This window comes from Pseudozobellia thermophila (assembly GCF_900141855.1).
In the GTDB taxonomy this organism is placed as follows: domain Bacteria; phylum Bacteroidota; class Bacteroidia; order Flavobacteriales; family Flavobacteriaceae; genus Pseudozobellia; species Pseudozobellia thermophila.
This window is the reverse complement of sequence record NZ_FQYU01000002.1, coordinates 353030-377713: the sequence shown is the minus strand read 5'-3', so window position 1 is coordinate 377713 and position 24684 is coordinate 353030. Positions and strand designations below refer to the sequence as shown.

26 protein-coding genes are annotated in these 24684 nt (G+C 47.2%); 17 read left to right on the top strand and 9 right to left on the bottom strand.

Features of this window, described 5'->3' with window-relative positions; all coding sequences use genetic code 11:
* Nucleotides 1–17 precede the first annotated feature (17 nt).
* Together BUB37_RS07055 and dnaA are read right to left on the bottom strand one after the other, a co-directional pair.
* Nucleotides 18–464 (bottom strand): low molecular weight protein-tyrosine-phosphatase, encoded by a 447-nt coding sequence (locus BUB37_RS07055; protein WP_072990912.1) that lies wholly within the window; start codon nt 462–464, stop codon nt 18–20.
* A 7-nt stretch (nt 465–471) separates the two neighbouring features.
* Nucleotides 472–1896: a chromosomal replication initiator protein DnaA gene (gene dnaA / locus BUB37_RS07050; protein ID WP_072990909.1), complete on the bottom strand. Its 1425-nt coding sequence runs from the start codon at nt 1894–1896 to the stop codon at nt 472–474.
* Nucleotides 1897–2099: 203 nt separating this feature from the next.
* Here dnaA and BUB37_RS07045 point away from each other — a divergent pair, with 203 nt between their 5' ends.
* Nucleotides 2100–2516, top strand: a complete 417-nt coding sequence (locus BUB37_RS07045) for an acyl-CoA thioesterase (RefSeq protein WP_072990905.1) — start codon at nt 2100–2102, stop codon at nt 2514–2516.
* On the opposite strand, the gene BUB37_RS07040 is transcribed toward BUB37_RS07045, so the two are convergent.
* The 4 genes from BUB37_RS07040 to ribD are packed head-to-tail and all read right to left on the bottom strand — an operon-like array spanning nt 2513 to nt 5646.
* Complete coding sequence (locus BUB37_RS07040; protein WP_072990902.1) at nt 2513–3124, bottom strand: IMPACT family protein; 612 nt, start codon at nt 3122–3124, stop codon at nt 2513–2515. The two genes, BUB37_RS07045 and BUB37_RS07040, sit on opposite strands and share 4 nt — an antisense overlap.
* A gap of 7 nt (nt 3125–3131) precedes the next feature.
* A complete protein-coding gene (locus tag BUB37_RS07035; protein WP_072990899.1) occupies nt 3132–3995 on the bottom strand; it encodes a DMT family transporter in 864 nt (287 codons plus the stop codon).
* Entirely contained in the window at nt 3996–4601 is a 606-nt protein-coding gene (locus tag BUB37_RS07030; protein WP_072990896.1) for an HAD family hydrolase, read from the bottom strand.
* The gene (ribD, locus tag BUB37_RS07025) at nt 4594–5646 is read right to left on the bottom strand and encodes a bifunctional diaminohydroxyphosphoribosylaminopyrimidine deaminase/5-amino-6-(5-phosphoribosylamino)uracil reductase RibD (protein WP_072992619.1); all 1053 of its coding nucleotides are present in this window, start codon (nt 5644–5646) and stop codon (nt 4594–4596) included. The genes BUB37_RS07030 and ribD overlap by 8 nt, the downstream gene beginning before the upstream one ends.
* 65 nt (nt 5647–5711) lie before the next feature.
* On the opposite strand from ribD, the gene prmC reads away from it, so the two are divergent.
* Complete coding sequence (prmC, locus tag BUB37_RS07020; RefSeq protein ID WP_072990893.1) at nt 5712–6575, top strand: peptide chain release factor N(5)-glutamine methyltransferase; 864 nt, start codon at nt 5712–5714, stop codon at nt 6573–6575.
* 61 nt (nt 6576–6636) lie between these two features.
* The gene (ligA, locus tag BUB37_RS07015) at nt 6637–8634 is read left to right on the top strand and encodes an NAD-dependent DNA ligase LigA (RefSeq protein ID WP_072990889.1); all 1998 of its coding nucleotides are present in this window, start codon (nt 6637–6639) and stop codon (nt 8632–8634) included.
* 29 nt (nt 8635–8663) lie between these two features.
* Here the strand turns inward: ligA and BUB37_RS07010 are convergent, their stop codons facing one another.
* Nucleotides 8664–9896 carry a hypothetical protein gene (locus BUB37_RS07010; RefSeq protein WP_072990885.1) on the bottom strand — a complete coding sequence of 411 codons (1233 nt, stop codon included), beginning with the start codon at nt 9894–9896 and terminating at the stop codon, nt 8664–8666.
* A gap of 78 nt (nt 9897–9974) precedes the next feature.
* Between BUB37_RS07010 and BUB37_RS07005 the strand changes: the two genes are divergently transcribed.
* Entirely contained in the window at nt 9975–10277 is a 303-nt protein-coding gene (locus BUB37_RS07005; RefSeq protein ID WP_072990882.1) for a hypothetical protein, read from the top strand.
* A 13-nt stretch (nt 10278–10290) separates the two neighbouring features.
* Here BUB37_RS07005 and BUB37_RS07000 read toward each other — a convergent pair whose 3' ends face one another.
* Together BUB37_RS07000 and BUB37_RS06995 are read right to left on the bottom strand one after the other, a co-directional pair.
* A complete protein-coding gene (locus BUB37_RS07000; RefSeq protein WP_072990880.1) occupies nt 10291–11202 on the bottom strand; it encodes a bifunctional metallophosphatase/5'-nucleotidase in 912 nt (303 codons plus the stop codon).
* A 2-nt stretch (nt 11203–11204) separates the two neighbouring features.
* Nucleotides 11205–11975 carry a 5'-nucleotidase C-terminal domain-containing protein gene (locus tag BUB37_RS06995; RefSeq protein WP_072990878.1) on the bottom strand — a complete coding sequence of 257 codons (771 nt, stop codon included), beginning with the start codon at nt 11973–11975 and terminating at the stop codon, nt 11205–11207.
* 102 nt (nt 11976–12077) lie between these two features.
* On the opposite strand from BUB37_RS06995, the gene BUB37_RS06990 reads away from it, so the two are divergent.
* The 13 genes from BUB37_RS06990 to BUB37_RS06930 all read left to right on the top strand — a co-directional run bounded on the left by BUB37_RS06990 (nt 12078) and on the right by BUB37_RS06930 (nt 24646).
* Nucleotides 12078–12611, top strand: coding sequence for a DUF6913 domain-containing protein (locus tag BUB37_RS06990; protein ID WP_072990875.1), 534 nt, complete (start codon nt 12078–12080; stop codon nt 12609–12611).
* Entirely contained in the window at nt 12611–13504 is an 894-nt protein-coding gene (gene dapA / locus BUB37_RS06985; RefSeq protein WP_072990872.1) for a 4-hydroxy-tetrahydrodipicolinate synthase, read from the top strand. Before BUB37_RS06990 ends, dapA begins: the two co-directional genes overlap by 1 nt.
* Before the next feature lie 174 nt (nt 13505–13678).
* Nucleotides 13679–14515 carry an outer membrane protein assembly factor BamD gene (locus tag BUB37_RS06980; protein ID WP_072990868.1) on the top strand — a complete coding sequence of 279 codons (837 nt, stop codon included), beginning with the start codon at nt 13679–13681 and terminating at the stop codon, nt 14513–14515.
* Nucleotides 14516–14527: 12 nt separating this feature from the next.
* Nucleotides 14528–14860: a DNA-directed RNA polymerase subunit omega gene (locus BUB37_RS06975; protein ID WP_244526751.1), complete on the top strand. Its 333-nt coding sequence runs from the start codon at nt 14528–14530 to the stop codon at nt 14858–14860.
* Between the two features lie 6 nt (nt 14861–14866).
* A complete protein-coding gene (coaBC, locus tag BUB37_RS06970) occupies nt 14867–16072 on the top strand; it encodes a bifunctional phosphopantothenoylcysteine decarboxylase/phosphopantothenate--cysteine ligase CoaBC (RefSeq protein WP_072990862.1) in 1206 nt (401 codons plus the stop codon).
* Nucleotides 16065–16952, top strand: a complete 888-nt coding sequence (gene porD / locus BUB37_RS06965; protein WP_072990860.1) for a type IX secretion system protein PorD — start codon at nt 16065–16067, stop codon at nt 16950–16952. Before coaBC ends, porD begins: the two co-directional genes overlap by 8 nt.
* A 56-nt stretch (nt 16953–17008) precedes the next feature.
* Nucleotides 17009–18661, top strand: coding sequence for a DNA repair protein RecN (gene recN, locus BUB37_RS06960; protein WP_072990857.1), 1653 nt, complete (start codon nt 17009–17011; stop codon nt 18659–18661).
* A gap of 128 nt (nt 18662–18789) precedes the next feature.
* Complete coding sequence (locus tag BUB37_RS06955; protein ID WP_072990854.1) at nt 18790–19599, top strand: enoyl-ACP reductase FabI; 810 nt, start codon at nt 18790–18792, stop codon at nt 19597–19599.
* A 92-nt stretch (nt 19600–19691) separates the two neighbouring features.
* On the top strand, nt 19692–20732 hold the full coding sequence (locus tag BUB37_RS06950; RefSeq protein ID WP_072990851.1) for a glycosyltransferase family 2 protein: 1041 nt from the start codon (nt 19692–19694) through the stop codon (nt 20730–20732).
* The gene (locus BUB37_RS06945; protein WP_072990848.1) at nt 20710–21672 is read left to right on the top strand and encodes a CdaR family protein; all 963 of its coding nucleotides are present in this window, start codon (nt 20710–20712) and stop codon (nt 21670–21672) included. Before BUB37_RS06950 ends, BUB37_RS06945 begins: the two co-directional genes overlap by 23 nt.
* On the top strand, nt 21669–22259 hold the full coding sequence (coaE, locus tag BUB37_RS06940; protein WP_072990829.1) for a dephospho-CoA kinase: 591 nt from the start codon (nt 21669–21671) through the stop codon (nt 22257–22259). Before BUB37_RS06945 ends, coaE begins: the two co-directional genes overlap by 4 nt.
* Nucleotides 22260–22339: 80 nt before the next feature.
* The gene (locus BUB37_RS06935) at nt 22340–23923 is read left to right on the top strand and encodes a sensor histidine kinase (RefSeq protein ID WP_072990826.1); all 1584 of its coding nucleotides are present in this window, start codon (nt 22340–22342) and stop codon (nt 23921–23923) included.
* 9 nt (nt 23924–23932) lie between these two features.
* A complete protein-coding gene (locus BUB37_RS06930; protein ID WP_072990822.1) occupies nt 23933–24646 on the top strand; it encodes a response regulator transcription factor in 714 nt (237 codons plus the stop codon).
* Nucleotides 24647–24684 lie beyond the last annotated feature (38 nt).

The window sequence follows — 24684 nt, the reverse complement described above, 5'->3', positions numbered from 1 at the left end:
GTTCTGGGGCCCTGTTTTCAAAGCTTTTTGGCAATGGCCTCACAAGCGGCATCGATCATTTCGAACACCTCTTCGAAACCATTGTCGTTCCAATAGGGATCGGGTACTTCCCTGCCGTACCTATCGACTTCGTCGAGAAGAAGCTTTACCTTTTCTATTTCGGCCTGCGAGGAGGCCAAGGCGATAATATTGTTGTAATTGCTTTGGTCCATCGCGTAAATGAGGTCGAATTCACTGAAATCGGCCGGCCCGAACTGCCTACAGCGTTGGTCTTCGATATGGATTCCGTATTTTTTGGCGACGGCAATGGAGCGTGGGTCGGGCGGGTTGCCTATATGGTAGCCCCCTGTACCGGCGGAATCGACAAATACCCTGTCGGGATCGACCTTGTTTTGAAGGATGCCTTCTGCCAATGGCGACCTGCATATATTGCCGAGGCATACCATTAAAACCTTGGTTCTCATGCGGGAATCATGTGAATTTTTTGGTCAAGTCTTCGATGTACTTTCTGAACTGCTTGTCGGTCTCGGCAAGATTGTCCACCGTTTTGCAGGCATGCAAAACGGTCGCATGGTCCCTTTTGCCTATCTGTGAACCGATACTGGCCAAAGAGGCCTTGGTGAACTTTTTGGCAAAGAACATGGCCAATTGCCTTGCTTGTACGATATGGCGCTTACGGGTCTTGGATTGTAAGGTGGCCACATCCATCTCGAAGTAATCGGAAACTACTTTTTGAATATAATCTATGGAGACTTCGCGTTTGGTGTTTTTTACGAACTTTTCAACAACTTGCTGTGCAAGCTCCAAGGTAACTTCCTTTTTGTTGAACGATGATTGTGCGATCAACGAGATAATGGCGCCCTCCAGTTCGCGAATGTTCGTTTTTATGTGCTTGGCAACGTAGTCGACGATTTCATCGGGCATTTCAACCCCATCTCGGTACAACTTGTTCTTTACAATGGATACACGGGTTTCGTAGTCCGGACTTTGAAGTTCGGCCGAGAGGCCCCATTTGAACCTAGACAGCAAACGCTGTTCGATATCCTGCATGTCAACGGGTGCCTTGTCGGAAGTCAAGATCACCTGTTTGCCGTTTTGGTGCAGGTGGTTGAAGATGTGGAAAAACACATCTTGGGTACCTGATTTGCCCGACAAGAACTGAACGTCGTCGATAATGAGAACGTCTATCAATTGATAGAAATGGATAAAATCGTTTCGGGTGTTCTTTTTGACCGACTCTATGTATTGCTGTGTAAATTTCTCGGCAGAAATATAGAGCACGGTGCGTTCGGGATATTTGTCCTTGATCTCTACCCCAATGGCGTGGGCCAAGTGGGTTTTTCCCAAACCGACACCGCCAAAGACCAAAAGCGGATTAAAGGAAGTGCCTCCGGGCTTATTGGCGACCGCCATACCCGCCGAACGGGCCAAACGGTTCGAATCGCCTTCCAGAAAATTATCGAAATTGTAATTCGGGTTTAACTGTGACTCGATCTTGATGTTTCGAATTCCCGGTATGACAAAGGGGTTCTTTAGTTCGGGGTTTTTTGACTTGATGGGCACATCCATTTCCTGTGGCCCCATATTGCCCCGGTTCGAACTCGGAATCTTTTCGGTAAAGGGTTCCTTGTTGCCGTATGTGTTCTCCATACGGATGATATAGACCAATTTGGCGGTTTCCCCCAACTCCTTTGTAAGGGCCACTTTGAGCAATTTCACATAGTGCTCCTCCAACCACTCGTAAAAGAATTTACTGGGAACTTGGATGCTTAAAGCATTTTCCGAAAGCTTAATCGGCTTTATAGGCTCAAACCATGTTTTGAATGCCTGCGGTTGGATATTATCTTGAATAAAAGCCAAACAATTTTTCCATACGGAATTAGCAGTAACACCCATTTTAAAGTTTATCTATTTTGTCGGTTAGTGATTTCGTAAGTCGGGCGAAAGCATGAGGGGATACCTACTTTCTTAGTGGGGCAAATATGTGAACAAAAAAGCTAAAAAAAAAATCGAAAGTCTATTGAATTTGCCCTTTTTTTTTCGCATGTTCATTGCCTAGCTTGAAATCATTTAAATATATAGTTTTTACACGAAATTCAATGAACTTTAACAAAATTTCTTTCCGGGTCAGATACGGCGAAACCGATCAAATGGGCGTTGTCTACCACGGCAATTATGCGCAATATTTGGAGATAGGAAGGGTGGAATGGTTAAGGTCATTGGGTATTTCCTACAAAGAGATGGAAGAAAACGGCATTATATTGCCAGTTATATCCTTAAATATACATTTTAAAAAATCTGCGGTATATGACGACCTTATAACCGTTGAGACCAAACTAAAGAAAAAGCCTGGGGTCAAGATCGAATTTGATTACACTATTTATAACGAAAAAAAGGAGGTTTTGGTTTTGGCCAATACGGTCTTGGCCTTTCTCGATAGCAAGACCAAAAGGCCCATAAAGTGCCCCGATTACATTTTGGAAAAAATAGGGGACGAAGGGGCGGGGCGAACTTAAATCGGCGTTAACCTTACCTGATGTAGGGCTTCAAAAATTTCCTCGGTTTCCTTGGCCTGTTTCGCCCTTACGGCAATTATCAGTTCGCAGTCCAGTTCCATCTTTTGGGAAACAATTTCGAGGTCCCTTTGTTTGATGGTGCGCATCACAATGTCCATTTGGGCGTATTCAAAATTGAGCTTGAACAGGGTCTTTACGGTCCGGGTTACGATCTTCGACTGCTCCAGGGCCATTTGGGCCGCCGTCCTGTAGGCAGATATCAGGCCCCCTACGCCCAGTTTGGTCCCTCCGAAAATCCGGGCTACCGCTATCAGTACGTTGGTAACCCCGAAGGATTGAAGCTGTCCGTAAATGGGCATTCCTGCCGAATTGTTGGGCTCCCCGTCATCATTGGCCCGGTAAGTGGGCGATTCGACCCCTATTTGCCAAGCATAGCAAACGTGGTTGGCCCCCGAATGCTTTTTTCTTAACTCCTCGATAATCGGTTTTACCTCTTCTTCCGATTCAATAGGATAGGCATATGCATAAAACTTGCTCTTTCGGTCTTTGTAGAGCGCTTCCTGTGAGGGGGCGGCAATAGTTTGATATGTGTCGTTCATTTCTTCCATTCTTCCATCAAAAAAGGGCGACCAGTAATATACTTATGACGGCGAGGCCGATTCCGAACCAATTCTTTCCACTGATCTCTTCCTTAAAGAGCACGATGCCCAATAGGGTAGAGAACATAACGATGGCCACATTGTTTATGGTAAATATCGAAGCACTGTTGAGCGTGTCGTTTTGGAGGGCCTTTAAGAGAAAGTATATCGAAAAGTAATTGGGGATGCCCAGGGCGACCCCGCCCAAAATATTCCTTACGTCCATTCTTAAGGGTGTGTGCCTGCTTTTACCAATGGCAAAAAGAATGCCGGTCAGCGCCGCGGCACCAAAAACGGTTGCCGAAAAAAGGGGGTATTCGTTTTCGTGGATATAGACTTCCTGTATGTACTTTATGCTGGTGTCGATAATTCCCGAGCCCAAAAAAACGCCTAAGGGCAGTAGAAGGGACGGTCTTCGTACCCTTATCGATTTTCCCTTTATGGAGGCAAAGTACACTGCGGCCAAGGCCAAGAGTATGCCTATTTGCTTGCCTATGCCCAATTCTTCACCGTAAACGACCATACCGAAGACGACGGGAATGACCAATGACATCTTGGTGGCCACCGATGCCACGCTTACCCCAATGCGTTGCGCCGTAGCGGCTATAAGGTTGAATACCACAATAAACAACAGGCCTAGGGCCAGCGTGCCCCAAAACCAAGGTTTTCGGGCAATTTCGCTATAGGGCACATCGCCCGTATAAAAAAGAAGGCCCACTAGGCAGGCTACCACATAATTGGTGACGATGGCGTACAGGGTTTCGACCTTAAACCGATCGAACAATTTAAAGACCACGAATATCAAACTTGAGGCGAGTACGCTAAGGCACAGGTAGAGCATCTAAAGTCTTGATTTTAGTTGAACGATGTCGTCTTTGCCAACTCGAAGGTTCCAGCATCGAATGCCGAGCTTTTCGGCCGCCCTGGTGTTTTCTTGGGTATCGTCGATAAAAAAGGTCTCTTCGGCCTTCAGACCGTTCTCTTCAAGTACGAATTGGTAGATGGCCGAGGAGGGCTTGCGCAGTTTGATCTCGTGTGAAAGGTAGAATTTTTCAAAAGCGTTTTTAAACCTGTCGAACTTAGCCTTGCCCATGATTTTTTGCACATGTTCGATGTGGAGTTCATTGGTATTGCTCAAAAGAAACAGACGGTACCTTTGTTGCCGGGCCAAATCTTCGATAAAGTGCAATCGTTCATCGGGGAAGTCGAGCAACATGCCGTTCCAAATGTCCACGATTCGGGTAGGGCTGGCCGAAGGGTAGATCGCCGACAGCCTTGAGATAAAATGTTCGGTAGAAATCTGCCCTACCTCATAACGGTTGTTCAGGTCGATCAATTCCGGTCCCAGGTGTTCGCTAGCCCCTAATTGGATCATTTCCCTAAAAATAATCTCCTTGTCCAAATTGATGAAAACGTCTCCAAAATCGAAAATTATGTTCTTAATCATTGCGGTATATGTTCAAAGTGTCGGTTGCCACCCGTTTTGTGTGGACCAAACGGCCCGATAATGTTGGGGCCCGTAGGCCTTTTTTGAAGGAAGTTGTTCCCGTAAAGACACGTGCCTCGTCCCAAAGGCCGGTAGCGATAAAGCTTTGGAGGGTTTTTGCCCCTCCCTCTACGATAATACTGGTTATGTTGTGTTCGTGCAAGACGTCACATAATTGACCGACCACATTTTTTGAAAAATCGATAAAGGCATATGTGACCGTTTTAGGTCCCTTTCCCCGGTGTTTGGGGTCGGAGACCATCAATGTGGGCGTCTTTCCGTCCATGACGTGGTATCCCGTATCTAATCGCATTTCCCTGTCGAGTACGACCCGCAACGGGTTTTTGCCTGTCCACGACCTGACATCCAATTTCGGGTTGTCTTCGGTAACCGTATGGGTGCCCACCAAAATGGCCTGCTCTTCACTTCGCCATTTGTGTACCAACTGCCTCGAATACGTGTTGGTGATCCAATACGGTTCGGGGTTTGATTTCCTTAGGTTCCGTTCCGGCGCTATAAAACCATCGGTTGTTTGTGCCCATTTGAGGATGATGTACGGCCGCCCTTTTTCGTGGAAGCACAAAAAACGTCGGTGGTGTTCGCGGCATTCGGCCTCCATGATTCCATATTCGACCGATATGCCCGCGTCCCTTAGCTTTTGTATGCCCTTGCCCGCTACCTTAACATGGGGGTCCAACAGGCCGATGACCACCTTGCCGACCTGGTGTGCGACGATCAGGTCGGCACAGGGCGGGGTTTTTCCAAAATGGGAGCAAGGTTCGAGGGTAACGTAAAGGGTGGCGTCCTTTAACAGCGACTTGTCCGCCACCGAATTTATGGCGTTCACCTCGGCGTGGGGCCCGCCGTAGGGACTGGTGTAGCCTTCGCCGATGATTTTTGAATTGTGCACGATGAGGCATCCGACCATCGGATTGGGGGCGGTGGTGCCCAAGCCGTTCTTTGCGATCTGAAGGCACCTAAGCATGTATTTTCTGTGTATATTCACGCCGTAAAAATAGGATATTATTTCTTGGGGACCAGCCTCCAAAACCATCAACCCGCACCGTTTCAATGCAGCTAAAGGAAATCAAAAATATATTTCATAAAGAATTGGGCAGCCTTTATCCGCCCGAGGAAGTGAACAGCTTTTTTTATCTCTTGATCGAGCATTATTTGGGCATGGAGCGTTTTGTGCTCGCCCTTCAACCCAATTTAACGGTTTCGAAGGATGAGGAGCAACCCCTTTTCGAGGCTTTGTCCCAATTGCGTTTGGGGCGGCCCATACAGTATGTAATAGGGCAAGCCGATTTTATGGACTTGGAGTTTTTGGTAAACGACAAGGTGTTGATCCCTAGGCCCGAAACCGAGGAATTGGTGCGCTGGATTTTGGACGATGTGAATGACGGTAGGGGCAAAGGGGGCGTCGGGGAACTTAAAATCTTGGATATCGGTACCGGAAGCGGATGCATAGCCGTTGCCTTGGCGAAAAACCTGCCGAAGGCCGAGGTACATGCCCTCGATGTTTCGGGGTTGGCCCTGGAGGTGGCGCGGAAAAATGCCGTAAGGAACGCCGTTGATATCCAATTTCTCGAAGTCGACATTTTGAAAGGGCCCGAGCTACCCGATGCCTTTGATGTTATCGTGTCGAACCCACCCTACGTCAGGGAGAAGGAGAAAGCGGAAATGCATGCCAATGTGCTGGACAACGAACCCGATATGGCCCTTTTCGTCAGTGATGGGGATCCTTTGCTCTTTTATCGCGCCATAGCCCGGTTTTCGAAAGGCGGACTGAAAAAAGAGGGCAGGCTGTACCTAGAGATCAACCAATATTTGGGAAAGGAGACCCAAGAACTTCTCAAAGAGCATAATTTTTCAGAAATTGAGCTGCGAAAAGACATGTTTGAAAACGATCGCATGATTCGGGCGTGTTTTTAAGACTGTAGATGTTTGTATGTGTATGGAACCATTTGGCCATACCCCGATTTAATAAGAGCTAATGACCGAAAAAGAACAAATAGAGGCACTTCGCCAAGAACTGCGCGAACACAATTACAATTATTACGTTTTGGACAACCCTACGATTTCCGATTACGATTTCGATCAGAAATTAAAGCGGTTACAGGAGCTTGAGGCCAAGCACCCCGAGATGTACGACCCCTCGTCGCCAACCTTAAGGGTAGGCGGTTCGGTAACCAAAAACTTCGATACGGTGGTACATAACGAACGTATGTATTCGCTCGACAACTCGTATTCAAAGGAGGATCTCGAAGATTGGGAAAAGCGCATTCAGCGTATTCTCGGCAATGAAAAAGTAGAGTTTACATGCGAGCTCAAATACGACGGGGCCTCCATAAGCCTAACCTATGAAGGGGGAAGGTTGGTCCGCGCCGTTACCCGGGGCGATGGTTTTCAGGGCGATGATGTTACGACCAATGTAAAAACGATCAAATCGGTACCCCTACGGTTAAAGGGCGATTTTCCGGAACGCTTCGATGTTCGCGGCGAAATCGTGCTTCCGTTCGAAGGCTTTGCCCAAATGAACGCCGAACGGATGGAAATCGGGGAAGAGCCCTATATGAACCCAAGGAACACGGCCTCGGGAAGTTTGAAGTTGCAAGACAGTGCTTTGGTCGCAAAACGCCCGCTAGATTGCCTGTTGTACGGTATCGTCGGTCGGGATACGGGAATAAGTTCGCAGTGGGAAATGCTCGAAAAAGCGAGGTCGTGGGGCTTTAAGGTGCCTACGGAGGCCAAGTTGTGCCAGTCTACGGATGAAGTTTTGGCCTATATCAACTACTGGGATACCCATAGGCACAACCTGCCTTACGAAACCGATGGGGTAGTGGTAAAGGTCAATAGCCTGCAGCAGCAGGAAGAACTGGGGTTTACCTCCAAGTCCCCAAGATGGGCCATGGCCTATAAGTTCAAGGCGGAACAGGTGGCAACCGTGCTTAACGAGATTACCTATCAGGTGGGTAGGACGGGTTCTATAACCCCGGTTGCCAATTTGGAGCCGGTCCTTTTGGCGGGTACTACGGTTAAAAGGGCTTCGTTGCACAATGCCGATCAGATCGCCAAGTTCGATATTCGGGAAGGGGATACGGTCTTTGTCGAGAAGGGGGGCGAAATTATCCCGAAAATCGTAGGGGTCGATTTCTCCAAACGTCCCAAGGATTCCAAGCCCACCCAATATATAGATACATGCCCCGAATGCGGAACACCACTCGTGCGGGCCGAAGGCGATGCCAAGCATTTTTGTACCAACTATTACGGGTGTCCGCCCCAAATTACCGGCCGTATCCAACATTATATTTCGAGAAAGGCCATGGATATCGAAGGATTGGGAAGTGAGACCGTCGAACAGTTGTATAAAGAGGGACTCATAACCAATTATGCCGACCTGTATACCCTGACCAAAGAGCAGTTGCTGCCCTTGGAACGCATGGCCGAAAAGTCGGCCGAGAACTTGGTAAAGGGGGTGCAGGCTTCGTTGGGCATTCCTTTTGAACGGGTGCTTTTCGCCTTGGGAATCCGTTATGTTGGCGAAACGGTCGCAAAAAAACTGGCCAGGGCCTACAAGAATATTGATGCCTTGATGGCCGCTTCGGAAGAAGACCTAATGGGCATCGATGAGATCGGACAGCGTATCGCCCATTCCGTCGTCGAGTTTTTCGGTGATGAAACCAATCGTGAAATAATAGCCCGGTTAAAAACTTACGGGGTACAATTCAGTCTTTCCGAAGAGCAACTGGAAAACCAGTCGGAACGGCTTAAGGGCTTGACCATCGTTGTATCGGGCGTTTTTGAAAAGGTGGGTAGGGCAGAACTCAAAAAGCTGATCGAAAACAACGGGGGAAAGGTGGGGTCGAGCATTTCGTCAAAAACGTCGTATTTGGTCGCCGGTGATAAGATGGGCCCCAGTAAACGGGCCAAGGCCGAAGCGCTTTCGGTACCCATTATTTCAGAGGACGAGTTTTTGGGGATGTTGCAATAGGCTTTCCTGTAATGGGCCCGCGGACCAATTCACTTTTCCGGGGCCTTCCGTTTTGGGAGTACGTACGATACGTGATAGCTAAGGACGAGGTTGAGGACAAAGAGGTATTCTTGGTAGAAATTGTTGGCCCCCAGGCCTAGGTCGGCATAGAGTTTAAAGCAGAAAAGGAAATTGCCCAAGGTCAGGCCCGCGAAGACCAACAGGGAGGTCTTGCTTTTTATCCAATTTCGTAGGGAGTTTTTGGAAAACAAGGGGGTCAGGTCGTTTGCGAACAACTGGAAGAAAACGGGCCAGAGCAGCAGCAGCGGAAGTGCAAAAAGCCGCGATTCCCGTGCAAATGCCGTTAAAATGACAATCGGGGTGTTGATCATGGCGGTTATCCAAAAGGCCTTGATGAAGTCTTTGTCCCTCTTCTTTGCCCCCTTTTCCTTATAGTGAAAAAGAGTCAGATAGACAGGGAGGGCAAGTACCGCATATAAGGAGGTAATCGATTCTATGGTGTTTTTTCGGTTTTCAAAATTTTCGAGAAAGCACGAATACCTGCTCGCCATTTCGTTCTGGGCATGTCCTACCAGCTTGTTCGTCCATAGAAAAATACCGAGATAAACGAGGTAGGCCAATACCGGTACCAGTAGGTAAGCCAGTTTTTTTGCCTTTTTTCTTCCCGGTTCCCCATTGTTGAAAACCTGGTCATTGAAGGCCAAATAGGCCAAGGCGGGCAGCAAGATAAGGCTGGTTTCCCTTGTAATGGCCGAAAGGGTGAAGAGGATCGCGAACCATTTCCAACGTTGCTTGAAGAACAGGGTCAGCGAGGCAAATATCAAACAGTACTGCAAAGGTTCGTCATAGGAAAAGACGGGTGGGAAAAAGGCAAAGAGGATGGAAAAGGACGAAAAATAAAGGAGCATATTGGCCAAGGCCGTTTTTCTTGAGGCTTTGAGCTGTATTGAAAGCAGGTAAAGGAGAATTCCCGATGCGAACATCAATAGAAAGTTGATCAAGATAAAGGAATGGCCGGCCCTTATGCCCAGGTTTTTTGTGGCACCGTCAATCAATAGGGTCGTGAAGGGGCGCCGGGCGAAAGGCGGGAGTTCTTTGTGGTAGTCGATTTGGGATTGAAGAAAAACATGGGATATTTTTACGTTGTTTTCATTCAACATACTGTCTACCGCCGGGAGCATGTGAATGCAGAGTATGGATAAGGTGGCCGATATGGCGACCCAATAGGGGAGGAACCTGTGCGAAAAAAATCGGTAGAACATGTTTCTGGTCAACGGCGGTTTAATTCTAAGTGAAAATAGGTAATTTTAGAATCGAATTGCAAAGCAAAGAAGACTTAAATGAGCACGCCAGGCAACTATCAGGAATTTCAATCGACATTGGGGCAGGGGAAACCGTCTTCCGATTGGCCCGAAGCCTTAAAGGCCATGTGGTATGCGGCCAATGGTAATTGGGAAGCGGCCCACGACATAGCCCAGGAAATATATACCGATGTGGGTAGCTGGATCCATGCCCATCTGCACAGGGAAGAGGGCGATCGCTTCAATGCGGGATATTGGTATCGAAAGGCCGGGCGCCCCTACTGCAATGCCACTTTGGAGGAGGAACGCCGGGAAATCACCGTATTCGTGCTCTCCCTGTGATCCGTTTCTGCCCTTAAACGGTAATCGAGACGCCCTTTGAAAGCTGGTTCTTCGCCCCGTCGAAGTAAAAATCGATACGGCCCAGGTTAATACCGAAACAGCCTACTTGGTTGACCAGAATGTTACGCCCGTCCTTGTTGGGAACCACGGTGGGCTTATCGAGAAACGTGTGTGTATGGCCGCCAATGATCAAATCGGTGTGCCGGGTGTGTTGGGCCAGGTTCAGGTCACTCGGTTTCTTCTTGTTTTGGTAATCATAGCCCAAGTGTGATAAACATATGATCAAATCGCAATTGTGGTACTCCTTTAAATTGGTTTCCGTGTCTTGGGCGACCTCGAAGGGGTCCAAGTATTCGGTTTCCATATATAGCTTTTTCGTCACCAGCCCCTCCAATTCGATGCCGAGGCCATAGACTCCGATCTTGATGTCGTCTACCTCAAAAATCTTATAGGCCTGCACATGGCCGTCCATAATCGTATTCTTAAAATCGTAGTTGGCGGAAAGCAATTGAAAATTGGCATGGGGCATTTGGGCCAAAAGACCGTCGATACCATTGTCGAAATCGTGGTTGCCTATGGTGGCCGCATCGTACTTGAGCATGCTCATCAATTTGAACTCCAACTCGCCCCCGTAAAAATTAAAATATGGGGTTCCCTGAAAAATATCGCCCGCGTCGAGCAAAAGGGTATTCGGATTTTCTTTTCGGATCGACGCTACCAAAGAGGCCCGCCGGGCTACCCCTCCGAGGTTGGCATATCGCGAATGCGACGCGGGAAAAGTATCGATGTGGCTGTGGACATCGTTGGTGTGTAGTATGGTGATGTGTTTCTTCATCGCACTGGAGCAAGAACCCAGTGAAAGGCCACCAAGGCCCAATAAGGTGGCAGCGGCACCCGCTTCGTGTATAAATTGTCTTCGTTTCATGGCTACTGTTCCGTCAATTTTATAAATCTGTCGTCGACCGTGGGGGCCACCGTATCAACTTTTTTGAAATAATCGATCATGGCATTCCGGATAAGGTAGTCGGTATCGACAACCTCTGTCGCGTCCTTAAAAAAGAACATGCTGTCGCCCCCCGAAAGGAGGTAGTTCGAGGTCGCCACCCTATAGGTTTTGTCCTCGTCGAAATCTTGCCCCTGTATTTTAACGGTCTTGACCTGATGGTCCCGGTCCAAAACAATTTGAAGTCCGGAAATAGGGTGGGCCCTTCCCGAATCGCGCAAATAATCGACCAATTTAAGAACGGATTTTCCGCCCAGTTCGGCCACGACGATCGAATTTTCAAAAGGCATGACCTCGTAGGCCGTTCTTGATGTAATGCTTCCTTTTGAGATACCGGACCGTATTCCGCCGTGATTGAGCAGGACGAAGTCGATTTCATGGCCGGTACGGGCCTTATAAATGGGGTTGGCCTCAGAAAGGACAATGTCGGCCATTAGGTTGCCGGCCGTGGTGTTGTAGGTTCCATCCGTCTTTGATATAGGGTTTGGGGCATAGGCCAAGGTACTGTCCAATACTTCGTCAACCCGATCGCGGTAAGGGGCGACAAAGGAATCTATCTCCTTCGAATCCGCAATATCCGCATCGATGCTAAGCTGCCGTCCCTCTATTTTTGAGAGTCCTATGGTGCTGTCCCGGCATGAACACGCACCTATAATTGTTATAAATGCAACAAAATGTTTTATTTTTAAAATCATATTTCATTTTATCTTAGCGCAATAATATGCAATGAGATTCTTTACATTTGTAAGACACTTCGCGCCTAGTAATAGTCGTTGTGTTCTAAAATGTAAAAGTACATGTTTAAGGGAATAAAAGATAAGCTTAAGTACAATTCGGGCGTAAAATTTTTGAAGCAGGAATTGGCGAAAGAGCTACCGACGGTTGACCGAAGCAGAGGTATTACATCGGTAGGGTGTATCGTTGATTTGGACAGTTTTGATGATGCCAATGTTTTCTACGAGTTTGTGGAAGACTACAATTTAAGGCCAAACGCCGTTAAAATTATCGGTTATAAAAGCTTTTACGACAAAAATTCGCCCTATTCGACCCCCGTTTTTTCGGATAAGGACCTGGGGTGGAACGGCAACATAGAGAACAGTTATGCTTTGGAATTCTTAAGCCGCGAATACGACCTTTTGGTCAATTACTATACCAAAGAGAACCTTTTGGTACAGCTCATGAGCATTAAGACAAAGGCGCGTTTTAGGGCAGGGTTCAAGGATGTGGACAAGGTTTACAACGATTTGATACTCGATGCGCCCCTAAACGACTTTAAGACGTTTAAAAAGGAATTAAAGAAATACCTTGGAGTATTAAATGAACTAGAATGATGAAAGAGCTAATCGGGACGGGGGTTGCGTTGATAACGCCCTTTAAGGAAGATTTGACCATAGATGTCGATGCACTGCGCAAAGTGGTCGATTACTGTATCGACGGAGGTGTGGACTATTTGGTGGTGTTGGGGACCACCGGGGAATCGGTTACCTTGACTAAGGAAGAAAAGCAATTGGTTATGGATACGGTTACCCTGGCCAATGCGGGGCGATTGCCCTTGGTCGTTGGGGTGGGGGGCAACAATACCCATGCCGTTATCGAGGAACTCAAAAAGCTCGACCTTACCCATTTCGAGGCGGTGCTTTCCGTTTCGCCCTACTACAATAAACCGACCCAGGAAGGGATTTTCCAACATTTCAAGGCAATCGCCGAAGCCTCCCCAAAACCGATCATACTCTATAATGTACCGGGCAGGACGGGAAGCAATGTATTGCCCGCCACCGTGGTACGGCTGGCCCGCGAGTCGCGCAATATCGTTGCCATTAAGGAGGCTTCCGGCAATATGGTGCAAGTACAGGAATTGATCAAGACCTGTCCTGGCGATTTTCAGGTCATTTCGGGCGATGACGCCACGGCCTTGCCAACCGTATTGGCCGGGGGGGCAGGTGTCATTTCGGTACTGGGGCAGGGATTGCCTTCCGAATTTTCGCAAATGATCCGTGCCGGTCTCAACCAACAGGTGGAAGAGGCCTACAAGTACCACTATGCCATGCAGGAAGGCATGCAGTTGATCTTTGAGGAAGGAAACCCGGCGGGAATCAAAGCCATCTTTGAGATCTTGGGATTGGCCAGGGCCACGGTACGCTTGCCCTTGGTCGAGGCTTCCGCGGCACTTAAGGGCAAGATCGAAGCCTTTGTAAAACCTTTCGTCAAGGTGGCTACAAGTTGATACGGGGCTTTCCTTTGGTCTTCCTAGGCCCTTGGGCGACATGCCAATTCCGGTAATTTCGGTTCCCCGGTGTTAAATCTTCCACAAAAGCATTGGTGCAAAGTTCCTATTGAACTAAATTAGGAGTTTTATTTTTTGTTTTTTATATCCGAAGGGAATCCGTAATTTTGCAAAATGTTTTTTAGAATGAGACTGTTAGCCCCTATTTTAGTATTCGCCGTTTTGTCACAATCGTGCAGCGAATACCAAAAAGTACTTAAGAACGAGGATGTTAAGGCCAAATATGACATGGCCCAGAAGTTCTATGAGGAAGGTGATATGAAAAGGGCCAACCGCCTCTTTGAGCAAATTGCGCCCAAGTATATCGGTAAACCCCAGGGGGAAAGGGTCATGTTCTTTCTGGCAGATACCTATTTTAAGAGAAAGGACTTTAATATGGCGGGTTACCAGTTCGAGCGCTTTGTAAAGTCGTACCCCAAGAGTGAAAAGGTGGTCGAAGCCTCCTTCTTTGGGGCCAAAAGCTATTTTGAGCTGTCGCCCAACTACTCGCTCGACCAGACCGATACCGATAAGGCCTTGATCAAATTACAGAACTTTATCAATGCCTATCCCGATTCCGAATATTTTGACGAGGCCAATGCCATGGCCAAGGAACTCACCCGAAAAAAGGAAAAAAAGGCTTTTGAAATCGCCAAACAATTCAATAAGTTGGGGAAATTTGACTTTACGTTCCTGACCCCGGCCGTAGCCGCGTTCGATAATTTTATTTCCGATTTCCCGGGCTCTATCTATAGGGAAGAGGCCATGTTCTATCGGTTTGAGTCGGCTTCGCACTATGCCCTTAACAGCTTTGAGGTTTTGCAAAAGCCGAGGTTGGCGGTGGCAAAGGAGCATTATGCGGCATTGAAGAAGCAGTTTCCCGAAACCAAATTTATGGAGGAGGCCGATAAATTATTAGAAAAAGTTAATGAAGAATTAGAGGGCTTCTCGCCACAGGGAGAGGCTAAATAAATCACTGTAACTATGAATATGAACGACTTGAAAAATTCCAAAGCGCCCGTTTCTACCGTAACCATCAACAGAAACGAGTTTGATGCCAAAACGGGCAATATTTATGAAGCGATCTCCATAGCCGCCAAACGTGCGATTCAAATCAATTCGGAGATCAAGAAGGAGTTGTTGGAAAAATTGGAAGAATTCGCTACGTACAGCGATAGTCTTGAGGAGGTTTTTGAGAACAAGGAGCAGATCGAGGTTTCAAAATTCTATGAAAAACTGCCTAAACCGCATGCCCTTGCCGTAGAGGAGTGGTTGAACGACAAAATTTACTACAGAAATACGGAGAAAGAGAAGTAAGATGCTATGTTGGGCGGTAAAAACATCCTTTTAGGCATTACCGGGGGGATTGCCGCTTACAAAACTACCTTTCTCGTTCGTTTATTGATAAAGGCTGGCGCCAATGTTAAAGTGATTTTAACGGAAAGTGCCGGCTCTTTTGTTTCTCCCCTTACCCTTGCCACCCTCTCCAAGAATCCCGTTCTTTCCTCCTTCGTCAATGAAGAAGGTGGGGAAGTCGATTGGAACAACCACGTGGAGTTGGGCCTGTGGGCCGACATCATGCTTATTGCCCCCGCTACGGCGAATACCTTGTCGAAAATGGCGAATGGCACTTGCGACAACCTTTTACTGGCGGCCTATTTGTCGGCCAAATGCCCTGTCTTCTTTGCCCCGGCCATGGACCTCGATATGTACCGGCATCCTTCCTCCAAATCGTCCTTTGAAAAATTACAGGCCTATGGCAATGTTATGATTCCGGCCACTTCGGGCGAACTGGCCAGTGGACTATACGGAGAGGGCCGAATGGCCGAACCTGAGGCTATCGTCGATTTTATAAAAAAACACCTTGCCCAAGGCTTGCCCCTTAGCGGTAAAAACGTCTTGATTACGGCAGGTCCTACCTATGAGGCCATAGACCCCGTCAGGTTTGTGGGCAACCATGCCTCGGGCCGTATGGGTTACGAGCTTGCCAAGGTCGCGGCGGGTCTGGGGGCGAGGGTTGTCTTGGTCTCCGGTCCTACCCATTTAAGTCTGAAGCACGATTCGGTACAGGTGGTAAAGGTGGTATCTTCCGAAGAAATGTACGATGCCGTACATTCGTATTATAAGGATATGGACGTCGTGATTTGTGCCGCTGCCGTGGCCGATTACCGGCCCAAGCGGATAGCGGACCAAAAAATAAAGAAAAAAACGGCCGAATTGACCTTGGAACTCGTCAAGACAAAAGATATTTTGTTGTCTCTGGGCGAACGGAAAAAAAAGCAGTATTTGGTCGGTTTTGCCCTCGAGACCGAGAACGAGATCGAAAACGCCAAGGCCAAGCTGGAAAGGAAAAACCTCGATGCCATCGTGCTCAACTCCTTGAACGATAAGGGGGCGGGATTTGGCCACGCTACCAATAAAATTACCTTCATAGATAAGAATTACGCCATTAATCCGTTTGAACTTAAGAGCAAGGCGGCGGTAGCCGAGGATATTTTTGCCGAAATCTTGAAACGATATCATGCGTAGTGTAGTTCTACTTATAGTTTTTACCTTTTTTGGATGCTTTGTCCGGGCACAGGAACTCAATTGTACAGTAACGGTAAATGCCGATCAGGTATCGCAGACCAATCAACAGATCTTTAAGACCCTGGAGCGCTCCCTCAACGATTTTGTGAACAAGACCAAGTGGACCAACCGCATTTACAAGGAGAACGAAAGGATCAACGCCCAGATGTTCATTACCATAACCAACTACGAGTCGAACCGCTTTGAAGGGAACATTCAGATCCAGTCTTCGCGGCCGGTCTTCAACACCTCTTACGAAACCCCGGTATTCAATTATAAGGACGCCCAGTTCAATTTTGAATATATCGAATTTCAACCCTTGATTTTCAATGAAAATGTGTTCGATTCCAATTTGGTAGGTGTTGTTGCATACTACGTGTACGTGATATTGGGACTTGATGCCGATACTTTTTCCTTGGAAGGGGGTACCGAATATTTCAGAAAGGCACAGGCCATTACCACCCAGGCCCAAGGCACCAGTTACTCGGGTTGGGACCAAAGTAACGACAGAAGCCGTTTCGAGCTGGTCGACAACCTGTTGTCAAATACCTATCGCGAATACCGTATCGCCATGTACAACTACCACAGAAAGGGATTGGATATACTGGGAGACAATAATAGTACGGGCAAACAGGTGATCGCCGGAACCATGAGACTGTTTGAAACCATGATCAAGAGGCGTCCGAATGCCTTTTTGATCCAAACCTTCTTTGATGCCAAATCCGAGGAAATACGAAACATTTTTTCCGATGGCCCCAAGGTGGATATCGTAAAGCTTAAAGAAACCCTTAACCGCGTAGCTCCTTTGTATTCGAGTACCTGGAACGATATTGAATACTAATTCCTTCAGTATGCATTTATGGATTATCTTTGCCGAACGCAAAGAATCGATAATACGTGCTTACAAACCTTTCCATAAAAAATTACGCCCTAATAGACAATTTGAACGTGCCCTTCTACGATGGGTTTACCTGTATTACGGGCGAAACAGGTGCGGGAAAATCCATTCTCTTGGGTGGCCTGTCCCTCGTATTGGGCAAGCGGGCCGATTTGTCTTCGCTGCGCGACAAAAACAAGAAATGTATTATCGAGGCCGAGTTTCAAATAGGGAAGTACAAGCTAAGGCCCTTTTTTGAAAAGAACGACCTCGATTATGACGATCTGACCATCGTGAGGCGCGAAATCCAGCCCAGTGGCAAGTCGAGGGCCTTTATTAACGATTCCCCGGTAACCTTGGATGTATTGACCAAGTTGGGCGATAGCTTGATCGATGTCCATTCGCAGCATCAGACCATGCGTTTGACCGATAGCGCCTTTCAGCTCAAGGTAATCGATGCCTTGGCCGATAACGGGGTACTTTTGGAGGAATATGGCGCCCGTCTTGCCAAGTTCAAGCAGGTTGTAAAAGAACTGGATGCCTTGGTCGATTTTCAGAAAAACGCCATAAAGGAACACGATTACAATAGTTTTTTATTGCAGGAGCTCGAGGCGGCCCCGCTCAAACCGGGTATCCTCGAAGAGCTCGAAGAGCAGTACGAACAGCTCAACAACGTGGAAAACATATTGGAGCTCTTGGCCAATGGATATCAATTGCTCAATGATGAGCAGGTGGGCGTGGTCAACCTCCTGGCCGAACTGAAACAGGTGTCGAACAAGCTTTCGGCCTACGGTACACAGTACGTCGAGTTGAACGGGCGCATACAGTCCCTGTTCATCGAAGCCGATGACATTTCCGGCGAATTTCAACGGCAACAAGAGGGGACGGAGGCCGATCCCCGGGCCTTGGAAGAAATTAATGCCAAACTTCAGCAGCTGTACGACCTCCAGAAAAAACATGGTGTCCAAGAGATTCCGGAATTGCTCGAGATCAAGGCGGATCTGGCCCAAAAAGTGGAGGCGGTAGCGAATATCGATTCCGATATCCAGGCCAAGGAAAAGGAGGTCGCCAAGGAAAGATCGGAACTGTCGAACCTGGCCAAAAAATTGAGCGAACGGCGACAAAAGGTGGTGCCCCAGCTCAAAAAGCAGTTGGAGGACAGCTTAAAGACCTTGGGTATGGCCAGTGCCTCGTTCAAGATAGGCCTAAGTCCGGCAGATGATTTCAAGAGCAATGGTACGGACGAGTTGACCTTTCTCTTCTCGGCGAACAAGGGCGGAAGCTATGGCGAGCTTAAAAAAGTGGCTTCCGGGGGCGAACTGTCGCGGATTATGCTGACCATCAAGTCGATCTTGGCCAAGTATGAAAATTTGCCCACCATGATGTTCGACGAGATCGATACAGGGGTTTCGGGAGAGATTTCGAACCGAATGGGGGAAATCATGCAGGCCATGAGCAAGACCATGCAGGTCTTTTCCATTACCCATTTGCCCCAAGTGGCCTCAAAGGGAGACCATCACTACAAGGTGTACAAGGTAGAGGAAGCCTCGGTCACCCATACCAAGATGAAAAAATTGGATGCGGAGGAAAGGGTGGTCGAACTGGCCGAAATGTTGGGAGGAAAGGATATTTCGGATTCGGCCATTGCCCATGCCCGACAGTTGTTGAATTGATAAAACCCCGTGAATCGACATAGAAGGCAGGTGCGGAAACCGATTTTAAAATTTGATGCCTCGATTTAATTACCTTTGTTAACATTTAAATATCTTTGAACCCTTAACCCAGTCAAATCTGATTACACATGTCATACAACTTACTAAAAGGAAAGAAAGGAATTATTTTTGGAGCGTTGGACGAGAATTCCATCGCATGGAAAACGGCCGAAAGAGTGCATGAGGAAGGTGGAGAATTTGTGCTTACCAATGCCCCCGTCGCCATGCGTTTGGGGCAAATAAAGGAACTGGCCAAAAAAACGGGTTCCGAGATCATACCGGCCGATGCCACAAGTGAAGAAGATTTGGCAAATTTGGTCAGCCGGTCCATGGAAATTCTAGGAGGTAAGATCGACTTTGTCCTTCACGCCATAGGAATGTCGATCAATGTTAGGAAAGGACGTGCCTATACCGACGAAAAATACGATTTTACCACCAAGGGTTGGGACGTTTCGGCTTTGTCGTTTCACAAGGTATTGCAAAGCCTTTATAAGGCCGATGCCATGAACGAATGGGGAAGCATCGTGGCCCTGACCTACATGGCGGCACAGCGCGTTTTTCCCGATTATAACGACATGGCCGACAACAAGGCTTATTTGGAATCGGTGGCCAGAAGTTTTGGTTACTTCTTCGGAAAGGAGAAAAAAGTGAGGGTAAACACCATATCGCAATCGCCGACGCCGACAACGGCCGGACAAGGGGTGAAAGGTTTCGACGGCTTTATCAGCTATGCCGAAAAAATGTCGCCCTTGGGCAATGCGACGGCCCTTGAATGTGCCGATTATACGGTGACCCTGTTCTCCGACCTCACCAAAAAGGTGACCATGCAGAACCTGTTTCACGACGGCGGTTTTTCCAATACCGGGGTTAGCCAAGAAGTAATCGAGCAGTTTTCATAGGGCGAAGGTGCCCTTGGCCTTGCGCTCCCTCCCGTATTCAATATGCCTCCCCGTGGAAGGGGATTATGGGATACTGAACCATACTTAGTTTAATGGATTTATCATTTTCCTTTATCGTTCCCGTCTATAACCGACCGGATGAAATAGAAGAACTATTGGCCAGTCTAATGGTTCAAACATACCGGTCGCCTTTTGAGGTGGTTATCGTCGAAGACGGTTCGACGGTCGGGGCGAAGGAGAAAGTGGACGGTTTTAGGGACCGGGCCGGGACTTCGATACGCCTTTCCTATTACGAAAAACCGAACTCGGGTCCGGGCGACTCGCGCAATTTCGGTATGAAACGGGCCAAGGGCAATTATTTTATCATCCTCGATTCCGATTGTATCGTTCCCGAAGGTTATTTGCAGGAAGTGGACAAGAGCCTACGGTCAAACTTTGTGCACTGTTATGGCGGACCCGACGCGGCACACCCCTCCTTTACCTTGATACAAAAGGCGATCAATTATGCGATGACCTCCGTTTTGACCACTGGCGGCATCCGGGGCCACAAAAAGGCGGTCGGAAAGTTTCAACCGCGTAGCTTCAACATGGGGATCTCAAAAGAGGCTTTTGAAAGTACCGGGGGCTTTGGCCTGATCCATCCAGGCGAAGATCCCGACCTGACCTTCCGCATTTGGGCGAAGGGCTACGATTCTAGGCTGATCGAAACAGCCTTCGTGTACCACAAAAGGCGGATCGATTGGAAGAAATTCTACAGGCAGGTGAACAAATTCGGGAAGGTTAGGCCCATACTGAATAGTTGGCACCCGCATACGGCCAAGATAACGTATTGGTTCCCTACCTTGTTCGTCTTGGGGTTTATAGTGTCCGTCCCGCTCTTCGTTGCCGGCATCAAATTGCCCATGTACCTCTACGCCGTGTATTATCTCCTCATAGGTGTCGATGCCTTGGTGAAAAATGGAAATTTGGCCATAGCCCTGTGGTCGATCTTGGCGGTAAGTATACAGTTTTTGGGCTATGGACTTGGTTTTTTAAAGTCGAGTATCTTGGTTAACTTTAGCAAGAGGAGACCGGAGGAATTGTTTCCTGAACTATTTTTTAAACCTGGGAATGTTGATAGTACAAAAAATTAAAAGCGGGCTGAAAAAGCGCAAGGTCAAAATATTCCTGATATTTTTTCTTTGCTCGGCCCTTATTTGGTTTATCAATAATTTATCGAGGTCGTACGTAGATGATGTGGTCTTCGATTTGGAGTACGTTAACGTGCCCGAAGGCTATTTGTTCGAGAGTGCTTCCAAATCGGAGGTCGACGTGAAGTTGCAGGCGGGCGGCTTTCAGTTTTTGCGCTTTAATTTTATACATAAGAAGGTTTTTATAGACCTTTCGTCCCTAGAGAAAAACGACAAGGGCTTTTTTGCGGCGCCCTCGACCTATCGGAAGCAAATTGAGCAACAGCTACCGGGTACCATGTCGCTGCTCGATATCGATAACGATACCCTCTTTTTTAAAATGTTGGCGGTCGAATCGAAAAAAGTACCGGTAAAGCCAAAAGTAGAGTTGAATTTGGCCAAAAATTACCTGCTCGATGGCGAAATGAAGGTGGTACCCGATTCGATTGTGGTTACGGGACCGATGGAGGAGATAGATACCCTTCGATGGGTGCGTAGCGAAAGGATAAGCTTACCGGATATGGCTTCCAGTTTCTCCGAAGAGGTAGATTTGATCCAATCTCCCGAACTCGAAAATACGACCTACTCCAGGTACCGGGTTACGATAACGGGCGAAATCGCGCGTTTTTCCGAAAAGGTTTTCAAAACGCGCATAAAAAAGGTCAATTTCCCGAAGGGAACCGAAGTGCGGACCTTTCCCGAAGAAGTACAGGTCTTGTGCAAGGCCAAGATAGAAAGGTTGAAGCAATTAAGGCCCTCTGATTTCGAGGTAACCGTAGATTACAACGATCTTGAAAGTTCCGATGCGAACACATTGCCCTTAAAATTGGCCAAAAGTCCCGATAGGATTCATGCGGCGAGCCTTTTGGACAAGGAGGTTGAATTTATACTAAAGCGCGAATGATCGTAGTAGGGTTGACAGGAGGTATAGGAAGTGGCAAGACCACCGTGGCAGGTATGTTCGAGGATCTGGGGGTACCCGTGTATAATTCGGACAAGGAAGCCAAGAACCTGATGCGGTCGTCCCCGGCCGTAAAAGAGGCCATCGTACGATTGCTGGGCGATGGGGCCTATGCCGGCGACCAATTGAACAGGGCGTATATCGCCGAACGCATATTCAACGACGAAGGCCTGTTGGCACAAATAAACGCCATCGTACACCCGGCGGTCAGGGCCGATTTTTTGGACTGGAAGCAAAGGCAAAAAGCCCCCTATGTGATACAGGAGACGGCTTTGATCTTTGAGAACAAGGCCCAGGATCTGTACGATGTGATAATCTTGGTGACCGCACCGGAAAATGTCAGGGTAAGACGGGTCATGTCTAGGGATGCCGGGGTTTCCGAAGCCGATGTAAAGGCACGCATCGAAAACCAACTCGGCGATGACGAAAAAAAGGCAACTTCCCATTTTGTAATCGAAAACCTTGATTTGGAACGGACTAGGGCCAGGGTAGGGCAAATACATGAACAACTCCTTTTGAAACATCCGTAAATATTGGGTTTTAACATTTTTGTTAAGGTTTGGTTAAACGTACATTTTGCTATTTGTTAAATCTTTAATTTTATATTGAAATGAATAAGAGGTTGTTTGTTCTTTTGGTGATTTTGATGAGCCTCTCGTTGATCGGAATCATTTTCGTTCAGAGTTTTTGGATCAAACAGTCCGTAGACGATAAGGAAGAGCAGTTTTCGAATGCGGTAATCGACATTTTGAACGAGGTTACCGATAAAATCGAAAGACGGGAGAGACGGGACTATTCCGAAAGGTATTTGAGCCAAATCGACAGCATAGGGGTAGAACCGAAAACCACTCCGATACGCAACTTTTTGTTTATTGATAAAGACTTGAATTCGAACGAGATACGTACCTATTCCCACGGAATACTCGAAGAAGATTACAATATAGCATCGACGTTCTTTGACAATAGCGATAGTGGTGATACGACCACGATAAAAAATTATACCAGTAAGCGGACCAGCATGGTTTTTAAGGAAAACTTTGATCTGGATGGTAAGAATATATCGTTGACGCCCATTCAAAAAATCGAAAAGATCGGGGGACTTACCTCCCTTGAAAAGGCTGCCTTCGACGATATGTTCATGGAGTACGCTAAAAAAGTACCTATTCACAAAAGGGTTTCAAAACAGGAAATCGAACTTCTTTTGGATCGTGAGCTCAAAAATCGGGGCATGGATATCGAGTACGAGTACGGCATTTACAGTAGGGGCTTGCCCACCAAGGTTAAGTCGCGAAAATTCAAGTTTGCCGAAAGTACTATCTATGAAGCCCCCATTTTTAAGGATAGTGAAGGCGAGACGAATTTTTCACTGCTTATCAATTTTCCCAAAAAGAAACGTTTTTTGATCAGTTCCATTATGGGAATGGCGTTTTTGTCGCTCCTGTTCATTCTGGTCATTGTCGCTTCCTATTCAGGAGCTATTTACCAATTGATACGACAAAAGCAGATTTCCGAGATCAAATCGGATTTTATCAATAACATGACGCACGAGTTCAAGACGCCGATAGCAACCATAAACCTCGCCGTAGAAGCGATCAAAAATCCGAAAATAATCGGCGATAAGGAAAAAGTACAGCGTTATTTGGGAATGATCCGGGATGAGAACAAACGTATGCACGCCCAGGTTGAAAATGTGCTGCGAATATCCAAACTCGAGAAAAACCAATTGGATATAAGTAAGGACAGGGTAGACCTGCACGACATAATCCAAGATGCCATAGCCCACGTAGAGTTGATCATAGCCGATCGAGGAGGCTCCATAGAGGCGCATTTGGACGCGGCTCGGAGCGAAGTCCTTGCCAACGAAATGCATTTTACCAACGTTGTCGTCAATATTCTCGACAATGCGATCAAGTATTCCCCGGAGGCGCCCCAGGTAAGAATATCGACCGAGGTGGCCAAGAATTTTATCATCCTTAAAATTCAAGACCAAGGTGCTGGTATGAGCAAAGCTGTTTTAAAAAAGGTCTTCGAAAAATTCTATAGGGAACACACCGGAGACCTGCATAACGTTAAGGGCCACGGTCTGGGACTGGCGTATGTGAAAAATATTGTAGAAGACCACCAAGGAGAGGTCTATGCAGAAAGTGAAAAAGGAAAGGGAAGTACGTTCTATATAAAATTGCCTTTAATTTAATTTAAAATTATGGAAACAATAAATAAGAAAATACTATTGGTTGAAGATGATCCGAATTTCGGAATTGTGCTGAAGGATTATCTTTCTATGAACGAGTTTGATGTGACATTGGCCAAGAATGGAATGGAGGGCTTTGAAAAGTTCAAGAAAGATAATTATGATATCTGCATCCTGGATGTCATGATGCCCTATAAGGATGGGTTTACCTTGGCCAAGGAAATTCGCGAAAAGAACGAAAATGTGCCAATCGTATTTCTTACCGCCAAAACGATGAAGGAAGATGTGTTGAAGGGGTATAAGGCCGGGGCCGACGATTACCTGAACAAACCGTTTGACTCCGAGGTATTGTTGATGAAACTCAAGGCCATTCTTCAAAGAAAGGCATCCAATACATTGGCCGATAGCAAGAAATTTGAATTTCAAATCGGTAATTTTCATTTGAATTCAAAGCTTCGGTTCTTGAAATATAAAGATGAGGAGGCCATCAAACTCTCCCCGAAGGAAAATGAATTGCTTCGTCTTTTGGCCCTTCATGAAAATGATTTGATGCCTAGGGAGTTGGCCCTCACCAAGATTTGGAGAGACGACAATTATTTTACCTCAAGGAGTATGGACGTGTACATCGCAAAATTGCGGAAGTACCTCAAACGCGACGATACCGTGGAGATTTTGAACATCCATGGGGAAGGATTCCGCTTGGTGGTAAAGGAAGAGGAAAGCTGATTTACTGCTATTGACGAATACAAAAAAGGGGGAACTGT

What these genes read in the sequence shown, in the direction of transcription:
- BUB37_RS07030 (WP_072990896.1), bottom strand. Translation starts at nt 4,601, where the DNA reads ATGATTAAGAACATAATTTTCGATTTTGGAGACGTTTTCATCAATTTG.
- prmC (WP_072990893.1), top strand. Translation starts at nt 5,712, where the DNA reads ATGCAGCTAAAGGAAATCAAAAATATATTTCATAAAGAATTGGGCAGC.
- BUB37_RS06990 (WP_072990875.1), top strand. Translation starts at nt 12,078, where the DNA reads ATGTTTAAGGGAATAAAAGATAAGCTTAAGTACAATTCGGGCGTAAAA.
- BUB37_RS06995 (WP_072990878.1), bottom strand. Translation starts at nt 11,975, where the DNA reads ATGATTTTAAAAATAAAACATTTTGTTGCATTTATAACAATTATAGGT.
- BUB37_RS07035 (WP_072990899.1), bottom strand. Translation starts at nt 3,995, where the DNA reads ATGCTCTACCTGTGCCTTAGCGTACTCGCCTCAAGTTTGATATTCGTG.
- BUB37_RS06930 (WP_072990822.1), top strand. Translation starts at nt 23,933, where the DNA reads ATGGAAACAATAAATAAGAAAATACTATTGGTTGAAGATGATCCGAAT.
- BUB37_RS07040 (WP_072990902.1), bottom strand. Translation starts at nt 3,124, where the DNA reads ATGGAAGAAATGAACGACACATATCAAACTATTGCCGCCCCCTCACAG.
- ligA (WP_072990889.1), top strand. Translation starts at nt 6,637, where the DNA reads ATGACCGAAAAAGAACAAATAGAGGCACTTCGCCAAGAACTGCGCGAA.
- BUB37_RS07010 (WP_072990885.1), bottom strand. Translation starts at nt 9,896, where the DNA reads ATGTTCTACCGATTTTTTTCGCACAGGTTCCTCCCCTATTGGGTCGCC.
- porD (WP_072990860.1), top strand. Translation starts at nt 16,065, where the DNA reads ATGCGTAGTGTAGTTCTACTTATAGTTTTTACCTTTTTTGGATGCTTT.
- BUB37_RS07005 (WP_072990882.1), top strand. Translation starts at nt 9,975, where the DNA reads ATGAGCACGCCAGGCAACTATCAGGAATTTCAATCGACATTGGGGCAG.
- dnaA (WP_072990909.1), bottom strand. Translation starts at nt 1,896, where the DNA reads ATGGGTGTTACTGCTAATTCCGTATGGAAAAATTGTTTGGCTTTTATT.
- BUB37_RS06945 (WP_072990848.1), top strand. Translation starts at nt 20,710, where the DNA reads ATGTTGATAGTACAAAAAATTAAAAGCGGGCTGAAAAAGCGCAAGGTC.
- BUB37_RS07055 (WP_072990912.1), bottom strand. Translation starts at nt 464, where the DNA reads ATGAGAACCAAGGTTTTAATGGTATGCCTCGGCAATATATGCAGGTCG.
- dapA (WP_072990872.1), top strand. Translation starts at nt 12,611, where the DNA reads ATGAAAGAGCTAATCGGGACGGGGGTTGCGTTGATAACGCCCTTTAAG.
- coaE (WP_072990829.1), top strand. Translation starts at nt 21,669, where the DNA reads ATGATCGTAGTAGGGTTGACAGGAGGTATAGGAAGTGGCAAGACCACC.
- BUB37_RS06950 (WP_072990851.1), top strand. Translation starts at nt 19,692, where the DNA reads ATGGATTTATCATTTTCCTTTATCGTTCCCGTCTATAACCGACCGGAT.
- coaBC (WP_072990862.1), top strand. Translation starts at nt 14,867, where the DNA reads ATGTTGGGCGGTAAAAACATCCTTTTAGGCATTACCGGGGGGATTGCC.
- BUB37_RS06935 (WP_072990826.1), top strand. Translation starts at nt 22,340, where the DNA reads ATGAATAAGAGGTTGTTTGTTCTTTTGGTGATTTTGATGAGCCTCTCG.
- BUB37_RS06955 (WP_072990854.1), top strand. Translation starts at nt 18,790, where the DNA reads ATGTCATACAACTTACTAAAAGGAAAGAAAGGAATTATTTTTGGAGCG.
- BUB37_RS07045 (WP_072990905.1), top strand. Translation starts at nt 2,100, where the DNA reads ATGAACTTTAACAAAATTTCTTTCCGGGTCAGATACGGCGAAACCGAT.
- BUB37_RS06980 (WP_072990868.1), top strand. Translation starts at nt 13,679, where the DNA reads ATGTTTTTTAGAATGAGACTGTTAGCCCCTATTTTAGTATTCGCCGTT.
- BUB37_RS06975 (WP_244526751.1), top strand. Translation starts at nt 14,528, where the DNA reads ATGAATATGAACGACTTGAAAAATTCCAAAGCGCCCGTTTCTACCGTA.
- BUB37_RS07000 (WP_072990880.1), bottom strand. Translation starts at nt 11,202, where the DNA reads ATGAAACGAAGACAATTTATACACGAAGCGGGTGCCGCTGCCACCTTA.